This is a genomic window from Vibrio sp. 1CM8B (genome assembly GCF_023161685.1).
Classification (GTDB): domain Bacteria; phylum Pseudomonadota; class Gammaproteobacteria; order Enterobacterales; family Vibrionaceae; genus Vibrio; species Vibrio coralliirubri.
Map to the genome: position 1 here is coordinate 542740 of NZ_JALNTU010000004.1, position 8764 is coordinate 551503.

Annotated in this window: 9 protein-coding genes; 5 read left to right on the forward strand and 4 right to left on the reverse strand. The window is 44.0% G+C overall.

Annotated features, from left to right (window positions below; all coding sequences use genetic code 11):
- Positions 1-96: 96 nt before the first annotated feature.
- On the reverse strand, positions 97-420 hold the full coding sequence (fdxA, locus tag MSG36_RS11250; protein WP_010431058.1) for a ferredoxin FdxA: 324 nt from the start codon (positions 418-420) through the stop codon (positions 97-99).
- 254 nt (positions 421-674) lie between these two features.
- Between fdxA and MSG36_RS11255 the strand changes: the two genes are divergently transcribed.
- Positions 675-2306: an NAD(P)/FAD-dependent oxidoreductase gene (locus MSG36_RS11255; protein WP_048606003.1), complete on the forward strand. Its 1632-nt coding sequence runs from the start codon at positions 675-677 to the stop codon at positions 2304-2306.
- Between the two features lie 120 nt (positions 2307-2426).
- Here the strand turns inward: MSG36_RS11255 and bluB are convergent, their stop codons facing one another.
- Entirely contained in the window at positions 2427-3095 is a 669-nt protein-coding gene (gene bluB, locus MSG36_RS11260; protein ID WP_248367828.1) for a 5,6-dimethylbenzimidazole synthase, read from the reverse strand.
- 167 nt (positions 3096-3262) lie between these two features.
- On the opposite strand from bluB, the gene MSG36_RS11265 reads away from it, so the two are divergent.
- The 3 genes from MSG36_RS11265 to MSG36_RS11275 all read left to right on the forward strand — a co-directional run bounded on the left by MSG36_RS11265 (position 3263) and on the right by MSG36_RS11275 (position 5688).
- Positions 3263-4459: a DEAD/DEAH box helicase gene (locus tag MSG36_RS11265; protein ID WP_010431064.1), complete on the forward strand. Its 1197-nt coding sequence runs from the start codon at positions 3263-3265 to the stop codon at positions 4457-4459.
- A 133-nt stretch (positions 4460-4592) separates the two neighbouring features.
- Positions 4593-4994, forward strand: coding sequence for a DUF296 domain-containing protein (locus tag MSG36_RS11270; RefSeq protein WP_050643270.1), 402 nt, complete (start codon positions 4593-4595; stop codon positions 4992-4994).
- Between the two features lie 70 nt (positions 4995-5064).
- Entirely contained in the window at positions 5065-5688 is a 624-nt protein-coding gene (locus MSG36_RS11275; protein ID WP_248367831.1) for a 3'-5' exonuclease, read from the forward strand.
- Between the two features lie 72 nt (positions 5689-5760).
- On the opposite strand, the gene MSG36_RS11280 is transcribed toward MSG36_RS11275, so the two are convergent.
- Entirely contained in the window at positions 5761-6597 is an 837-nt protein-coding gene (locus MSG36_RS11280; RefSeq protein WP_248367835.1) for a DUF6279 family lipoprotein, read from the reverse strand.
- A 303-nt stretch (positions 6598-6900) separates the two neighbouring features.
- On the opposite strand from MSG36_RS11280, the gene MSG36_RS11285 reads away from it, so the two are divergent.
- On the forward strand, positions 6901-7074 hold the full coding sequence (locus MSG36_RS11285; protein WP_017064349.1) for a hypothetical protein: 174 nt from the start codon (positions 6901-6903) through the stop codon (positions 7072-7074).
- Between the two features lie 140 nt (positions 7075-7214).
- On the opposite strand, the gene dbpA is transcribed toward MSG36_RS11285, so the two are convergent.
- Positions 7215-8594 (reverse strand): ATP-dependent RNA helicase DbpA, encoded by a 1380-nt coding sequence (dbpA, locus tag MSG36_RS11290; protein ID WP_017064348.1) that lies wholly within the window; start codon positions 8592-8594, stop codon positions 7215-7217.
- Positions 8595-8764: the final 170 nt, after the last annotated feature.

Below are 8764 nucleotides of genomic sequence, written 5' to 3' on the forward strand. Positions count from 1 at the left end.
ACCTCTAAGCTAACTAGCCAATCGACAGTGTTCAGATATTAAAAAAGGCGTATTGATTAAATCAGTACGCCTTTTTATTTGAGTTCTTTTCAACAATTACTTTTCTAACATTGCCAATTTATCAGCGACACCATTCCACTTTTCAGCGTCATCCATTGGTGCTTTTACTTCCGTTTGCACAGGCCAAATCTCAGCAAGCTCTGCGTTCACTTCGATAAAGATCTTTTGATCTTCTGGCAGCTCATCTTCTTGGAAGATCGCTTGAGCATCACATTCAGGTACACACAAGCCACAATCAATACATTCGATTGGGTTGATTACCATGAAATTTGGGCCTTCATGGAACGCATCTGCGGGGCACACTGCCACACAGTCTGTGTATTTACATTGAATACAATTATCGCCTACGACAAATGCCATGATGCTCTGCTCTATAAGTTAGTCAAAATTGAAGAATGGGGATAATACTCATCCCAAAGCAAAATTCAACATCATACGGCTCTAATATCGTGTCTATTTGCTCCATGTTTCCAAATTAGTATGACAGATAAATCAATTTCTCGTAAAATGCGCGCCATTGTGAGCTTATCGCTTCTTTGAGCATCAGCGTTTTCATCAAACTCTGTATTAAGAAACGATCTAGCTAAGACACCTATAAAAAACGAGACATCGAAATGATACGTTTAACCGAAATTAAACTCCCACTAGACCATGAAGAGTCTGCGATTCAAGACGCTATTGAAGCGAAACTTGGTATTAACTCTGATCAGGTACTCTCTTTTAATATCTTTAAACGTGGCTACGATGCTCGTAAGAAATCAAAGATCTTACTTATCTACACGCTTGACGTTCTCGTTGAAAACGAAGCTGAGTTGTTAGAACAATTCATTAGCGACCCGCACGTAAAAGTGACTCCTGATATGGAGTACAAGTTTGTTGCTAAAGCGGTTGAGAACCAAACTGAGCGCCCTGTGGTTATCGGTTTTGGCCCATGTGGTCTATTCGCTGGCCTAGTGCTTGCTCAAATGGGTTTCAACCCAATCATCGTTGAGCGTGGTAAAGAAGTTCGTGAGCGTACGAAAGATACCTTTGGTTTCTGGCGTAAGCGTACGCTGAACACTGAATCAAACGTGCAGTTTGGTGAAGGCGGCGCAGGTACATTCTCGGACGGTAAGCTATACAGCCAAGTTAAAGATCCAAAACACTACGGCCGTAAAGTAATTGAAGAGTTCGTTGCAGCGGGTGCACCAGAAGAAATTCTATACGTAAGTAAGCCACACATCGGTACCTTTAAACTGGTTACCATGATTGAAAAGATGCGCGCTTCTATCATTGAACTCGGCGGCGAAATCCGTTTCAGCACTCGTGTTGATGACGTTCATATGGAAGATGGCCAAATCACAGGCCTAACGCTTTCTAACGGTGAAGAAATCAAATCTCGTCACGTGGTATTGGCTGTTGGCCACAGTGCTCGTGACACGTTTGAAATGCTGTACGATCGTGGCGTTTACATGGAAGCGAAGCCTTTCTCTGTTGGTTTCCGTATCGAACACAAGCAATCAATGATCGATGAAGCTCGTTTCGGTAAGAACGCAGGCAACCCAATCCTAGGTGCTGCGGACTACAAACTGGTTCACCACTGTAAGAATGGCCGCACTGTATACAGCTTCTGTATGTGCCCAGGCGGTACTGTAGTAGCGGCAACGTCTGAAGAAGGCCGCGTAGTAACGAACGGCATGAGCCAATACTCTCGTGCAGAGCGTAACGCAAACAGCGCAATCGTTGTAGGTATCGACCCAGAACGTGATTACCCAGGTGATGCATTGGCTGGTATTCGTTTACAGCGTGAACTAGAAAGCGGCGCTTATGTTCTTGGTGGTGAAAACTACGATGCACCAGCTCAGAAAATCGGTGACTTCTTGAAAGGTCGCGACCCAAGTGCAATCGGCGAAGTACAACCGTCGTTCACGCCGGGTATCCACCTGACTGATATTTCAAAAGCGCTGCCTGATTTCGCTATCGAAGCGATTCGTGAAGCAATCCCAGCGTTCGAGAAGAAGATCAAAGGTTTCTCTACGCCAGACGGCCTACTAACCGGTGTTGAAACTCGTACGTCTTCTCCTGTATGCATCAAACGTGGCAAAGACTTCCAAAGTATCAACCTTAAGGGCTTCTTCCCTGCAGGTGAAGGTGCAGGCTACGCAGGCGGTATCCTGTCTGCTGGTATCGACGGCATTAAGGCTGCAGAAGCGCTAGCACTATCAATGGTAGAGCAGAACCAAGCTGAGAAGATTGAGATCGCTTAAGCTCTCGGTTTGTATATCTAAATCAGATAACCAGATAACAGCTAGCAAATATCAAAAAGGGCTCAATGAGCCCTTTTTAGATCTCGTACTAACCATCGAGATTAATGCCGGTAGATGCAATTACTCTTCGTTTGACTTGATTTGCTCTGAGTTCCACTTACCTTCATGAATCGCTGAATTGACATCTCTTCTTGGTAGCCAACCCATGGTTTCAAGTTCGGGTTTATCTTTGAAGTGATCAACGTAACCAATACACAGGTACGCCACAATATCGATGTTTTCTGGGATATCGAGTGCGTCTCGCAAGACAGAATCATGGAGAATGCTCACCCAACCTAACCCAAGGTTTTCGGCTCTTGCTGCGAGCCACAAGTTTTGAACCGCACACACGGTGCTGTAAAGATCCATCTCTTGCTTGATTGTTCTACCAAGCACAACTTTTCCGGTTCGGTTGCGATCGCAAGTCACACAGATTCCGATAGGCGATTCAACAATTCCTTCAAGCTTTAATCGCTTATACATCGCCTGCTTTTCATCGGTGAACATTTCCGCTGATTCGGCATGAGCTTGATTAAAACCGGCTTTGATCTGTTGCTTGGTTTCGATATCACGGACGACGACAAAGTCCCAAGGTTGCATAAAACCGACACTGGGAGCATGGTGCGCTGCGGTTAACACACGCATCAAAACGTCTTCTGGGATCTCATCAGGAAGAAACTGACCACGAACATCTCGGCGAGAAAAAATCGTTTTATATACTGCATCGCGTTCATTCGGCGTAATTTCCATACATCCCTGTCTTATCGTCGTCTTATTGAACCAGTATTATCCAACTAAAGTGTCTATGTTACTAGCGGTACACAAGCAACATGGTAGAATGCCGCCATTAATCTTATCCTTGTATAAGATTGTTGAACCTTTCCATCGCTATTTAGCCAAATCATACCGAGAAACTTATGCCATTTTCCAAGCTTGGATTAAGCTCACCTATTGTTAAAGCCGTTGCAAAACAAGGCTATGAAAAGCCAACCTCTATTCAAGAAAAAGCAATTCCGATTGTGCTTTCTGGTAAGAACCTAATTGCTGCTGCACAAACAGGTACAGGTAAAACTGCGAGCTTTGTTCTCCCTATCTTAGAAATGCTAAGTAAAGGTGAAACACAACGTAAAAAACGTATTCGCGCTGTTATTCTGACACCAACTCGTGAGCTTGCGATTCAGGTTGAACAGAACATTACTAAGTACGCGAAATTCCTAAACCTAACATCACTAGCGATGTACGGTGGCGTATCTTACCAACACCAGAAAGACCGCTTGATCGAAGGTGTCGATATTCTTGTGGCAACTCCAGGTCGCTTGATCGATATGTACGGACAACGTGCCGTTCACTTTGATGAAGTTGAAGTACTGGTTCTTGATGAGGCCGACCGCATGCTAGACATGGGTTTCATCGAAGACATCAACAAGATCATCGCGCGTTTGCCACAAAACATTCAAAACCTGTTGTTCTCGGCAACGCTATCAACGCCAGTTCGTGCGCTAGCGAAAAGCGCAATCAGTGAAGCGGAAGAGATTTCAATTGCCAAAACTGACGCTTCTAAAGCGAACATTGAGCAATGGTTGGTAACCGTCGATAAAGACCGAAAATCTGCGCTATTAAGTCACATGATCACTGACGGTGAATGGGACCAAGCGCTTATCTTTATCGAGACCAAACACGGCGCGGCTAAGCTAGTTGCCCAACTTGAAAAACGTGGCATCCAAGCGGAAGCTTTCCACAGTGGACGTAGCCAAGCGATTCGTGAAAAGATTCTGGCTGACTTTAAGAAAGGTCGTCTAAAATATCTAGTTGCAACGGGTGTTGCTGCTCGTGGTATCGATATCGATAATCTAAGCCGCGTAGTCAACTACGACATCCCATTCCCAGCGGACGACTATGTTCACCGTATTGGTCGTACAGGCCGTGCTGATGCATCTGGCGAAGCGATCTCTTTCCTATCGAAAGATAACTTCAAAAACCTGTGCATTATTGAAAAGCGTCTGGGTCACTTGATTGAACGTCGCGTTGTTGAAGGTTTCGAACCACGCAAAGAAGTGCCAATCTCAGTATTGAACTTCGTTCCTAAGAAGAAAAGAGAACAGCAACAAGACTAAGTAATTTCAGCGACAGAAAATGCAAAGTTGCATTAACCAAAAGAAAAGTCGCGTTAGCCAAAATGAAAATAAAACGAAGCCCTATGTGGCTTCGTTTTGTTCTTTGAAATACATATAACGTTGAGGCAATAAGATGATCACTCCTATCGCAACGAGATTAACCCGCGGGCAAGACCTAAAGCTTGAGATCCAAAGGTTAGTGACCACACACAACATCTCGGCAGGCTCTATCGCGTCTTGTGTCGGTTGTGTCTCTCAACTCAATATTCGTTTAGCTAATGCGAACAACACCAAGCTCGTCCAAGCTCCGTTCGAAATTGTGTCTCTTATGGCGACGCTAACCCCAAACCACCAGCATGTTCATATATCCGTTGCTGATGAAAATGGCAATGTGATTGGTGGGCATTTGCTTGAAGGGACGATTATCGCAACCACGGCTGAACTGATCGTTCACCGCTACGATGCTTTGACCTTCAACAGAGAGCATGATGATTCAACGGGGTACACTGAGCTTGTTATCGGCACTAGCAAATAACTGATTTACCCATAGCAACACCAAACGCCCCATATAAAGCGATACTACCAAACAGCAATTAGGAAACACGATGGCTTCAAACTCCGCAGATTCCGTTATCGTTCTCGATTTCGAAACCACAGGCTTATCACCCAATATGGGCGATCGAGCGATTGAGATCGGTGCAGTTAAACTCGTTAACGGCGAAGTCGTCGACACCTTCCAACAACTCATGAATCCAGGGTTTCGTGTGAGTGGATTCATTGAAAGCTACACCGGCATTACTAACCGAATGCTGAGCACCGCGGCCAGTTGCAGTGAAGTGATGGATGAGTTTGCAGACTTTATTCAAGACAGTCAGCTTGTGGCGCATAATGCATCGTTTGATAAACGCTTTCTCGACGCAGAATTAGACGATATTGGACGTGATTACAACGGACAGTTTGCATGCTCGATGTTGATTGCTCGTCGGCTAATCCAAGATGCTCCGACCCATAAGTTGGGCGACCTAATTCGATTCAAGCGCATAGATAACGACGGCACTTTCCACAGAGCATTAGCCGATTCTGAAATGACAGCAAGGTTGTGGCTGTTAATGATCGATGAGCTGCAGAGTGACCACGGTATTCAACAACCGAGCTTCCAATTAATGCAGAAAATATCGAAGACAGCCAAAGGTTCGATTCCAAAACTACTGATGAGTAACAGGGGTTAGGTTCCGAAATTCACCTTAAAGTTTGATGAAAGGCTAGCTCGACAATAACCGCTAGCCTTTAAAAGGGACGCCTCACTCTTGCAATGACTCCAACGTTCCTTTGAGGCTTTCTAACTCATTCATAAAATACATCCACTGCTTGTTACTGCTGGTCGCGGCCATATCTACTAAAAACTTGGCAGATGTTTCCATATTTTGGTTAAGCTGCGACTCAAGTTCAGCAGGATAATAAGCTTCATTGTTTAAAAGCAACTTCATAATAATTGGCTGAGCAATATGTAGGTCGCTCTTCTTTGCCATCAGCGTCGTTAGCTCTTCATAGATGTTGTTTTGATATTGTCGCCAACTGCTATTGGTATTTACCCACTCTTGAGACCAAGCCAGAATAATCTGTTTTTGTTCTTTCGATACTGAACCTAACCACCGTTCTGCACGCTCTTCAATTCTAGTTCGGTATCGCTCTCTCGAATCGGCATCATTCAACGACAACCTTTCTTCATAATAGCCTTGCTGCTTTTCACGAAAGTTCTTTAAAAACTCCCTGTCTTGCTTAGGGCTAAGCTGCATACTCAAGGCGTAAACATCGGGTGCGAACTTATTGACGATTGTGCGAATATGCTCTTTCGTTTCTTCACTTTGGCCAACAATAAAAGCGGGATTCATATCCGACCGTTCTACGTTTTGAATCGCTTCTAATTGCGAAATATACAGAGGTAGCTGAGTTTCTTTATGCCATTTCTGTAATATATCTAATCGCTCTTCAAGCTCGGACTCTTGACTATTTGAGAGGGAGACAAAATCTTCTATATAGCTAACAACAAACCAACCTATATTGTTATAGGCGAACTTGGTCCCGCACCCAGTAAATAGAAAACAGATCACTAAAACTAACCACCGGCACTTTCTCATTCTACCCTCTCACGACATTCAACAAAGCCACAAACCGATTAACTCATCTCTTTAAAGTTAGCCCAGTTCTTATAACGCTAATTCCAGCTCTTATAAAAGTAGCCTTAATAAACAGTGATCGTAAAAACTTTGAGATAAATTGAGAGCCAAACTTGCTAATCTAGCTATTTAGGCAAATGATTAAACTAAAAATAATTAATGGCAGTGATGCAACTTGATTTTATTACTCATTTGACGTGATACGAACCCTATAAATGAGTTGGGTTGACGTATTTCAAATGATTGATATTTGGGAGGGAAGCTATGGCCGCTATTCCTGATCATCCAAGCGACTTAGAATATGAGCTTTGTTATTTTGACGATGGTTCAATAACCACAATCACGATATTGGTTCACAATCGACAAGAAGCGATGACTTGGTATCTTAGCGAAGGAAAGCATATCAACGATCTTTATTCGATAAGACCCGATGAATAATGCTTTGGTATAGAGGACTAGGTCGATAAACCTAAGATAAGAAACTTGAGTGGCATTTTGTGGAACACCCTTTACTGCAATGCCATTAATTAGCAATGTCGTTAATTAGACATATCGCAGCAAAGGGATTCAGTCTCGAATTACTTCAGGATTCGGGCGCGGAATTGACGACCCTTCATTTTACCTGATTCGATTTTGTTCAGTGCTTTCTTAGCCACAGATCTTTCTACCGCTACGTAAGCACGCATTGCAAACAGATTGATCTTACCTACTGATTTACCATCAATGCCGCCTTGGCCCGTCAGTGCGCCAAGAATATCACCAGCACGAAGCTTAGCTTTCTTACCGCCATCAATTTGGATGGTAACCATGTTTGAGTAGTACGGCTTAGCGATTGGTTTTGCTGGCAGTTCAGATGGCTCGATTGGCATATCCATGTACTCATCAATTTGAGCAACACGGTACATCTCTTTTTCGCTAAAGAAGCTGATCGCTACGCCTTTGCTTCCTGCACGGCCAGTACGACCAATGCGGTGAACGTGAACTTCAGGGTCGCGAGACAATTCAAAGTTGAATACAGCATCTAGGTTATCAACATCAAGACCACGAGCCGCAACGTCTGTCGCCACTAGAATCGAGATGGTTTTGTTTGAGAACTGAACCAAAGCTTGGTCACGTTCACGCTGTTCCATGTCGCCATGAAGTTCGATAACACTGAAACCGCGGTGGCTTAGCTCATCGTTTACGTTCTGCACTTCTTTCTTAGTGTTACAGAACACAACCGCAGATTCTGGTTGGTGATGAAGTAACAGCAACTCTAGAGCGTCATCACGAGCTTCAGAACCTTCTAACTTGTAGAAGTGTTGTTGGATGCTTGAGTGATCGTGTGTTGATTCAACCTTCACCATTTCTGGATTGCGCATGATGCGGTCTGCAACAGATTTGATCTGTTTAGGGAAAGTAGCACTGAATAGCAGAGTTTGGCGTTCTTTTGGCGCCGCTTCAATCACCGCATCCAAAGCGTCTTGGAAACCCATTTCTAGCATGCGGTCAGCTTCATCTAACACAAGAGTGTTCAGCTCAGACAGATCAATACGGCCTTTCTCTAGGTGGTCAAGGATACGACCTGGTGTGCCCACAAGAATGTGTGCGCCATGCTCTAGTGAACCAATCTGTGGGCCCATTGGCATACCGCCACATAGTGTCAGCACTTTAATGTTGTGAATACCACGAGCAAGAGTACGAATCTCTTTTGCTACTTGGTCTGCAAGCTCACGAGTCGGACATAACACTAAAGACTGAACACGGAAACGCTTTACGCGTAGGTTCTGCAGCACGCCTAAACCGAAAGCAGCTGTTTTACCTGAACCCGTTTTACCCTGACCGATAACGTCCTTGCCATTTAGGATAGTAGGAAGACTTAACGCTTGGATCGGCGTCATTTCAGTATAACCAAGAGAATCTAACGTATTTAGAAGCTCTGGTTTAAGGGCGATTGAAGAGAATTTTGAAGTGCTCAATGGAAATATCCAACTGGTGAAAAACAGAGTGCATTATGAGTGTTTTTGAAAATTATTCCACCTTAATCACAGTTTTGGAGAAACATGTTAGGCTGTCTCGTCCTAAAATACGTTGACAGTATTTCTACTAAGCCAACAGCGTCAGCTGTTGGCTTTTTTCATGCACCTCA